The organism is Streptomyces chisholmiae, from assembly GCF_031845445.1.
Lineage (GTDB): Bacteria > Actinomycetota > Actinomycetes > Streptomycetales > Streptomycetaceae > Streptomyces > Streptomyces chisholmiae.
Genome location: NZ_JAVREO010000197.1, coordinates 1 through 447 on the forward strand (window position 1 = coordinate 1; position 447 = coordinate 447).

Sequence of the window (447 nt, forward strand, 5' to 3'; positions counted from 1 at the left end):
TTGGTATTCAGCGCGGTCAGCGGGCTGAGCGAGGTGAAGCTCATGCCGTCGGGATGGTGGGCCAGGCCGGCGACCGCGGTGAGGGTCAGCATGCCGATCTCGCACACCAGTACGACGCCGAGAACCTTTGCGGCTACTGAGATGTCGAAATGTGACAGGGCTGCGATGGCGACCAGGCCGACTACGGCGTAGATCTCCCACGGCAGGTCGAGTCCGAACTGGGTGGTGAAGGCCTGATCGGCGAAAGCCGAGAAGATTCCGACCAGCCCGGCTTCCATCGTCATGTAGGTGACCATCGGCATGACGCCGGCGGCGAGCCCGGGAACCTTGGACCAGGCCCTGGACACAAAGGTATAGAACGCGCCGGCCGCGGTGATGTGGCGGGCCAGGGCGACGAACCCGACGCTGAAGATCGACAGGACGATCGTAGCGATGACAAACCCGCCC

General features: G+C 64.2%; 1 pseudogene. It reads right to left on the bottom strand.

The annotated features are described in order from the left end of the window. Positions 1-447 (bottom strand): annotated as a pseudogene (locus RM844_RS32790) (amino acid permease); the annotation flags it as partial.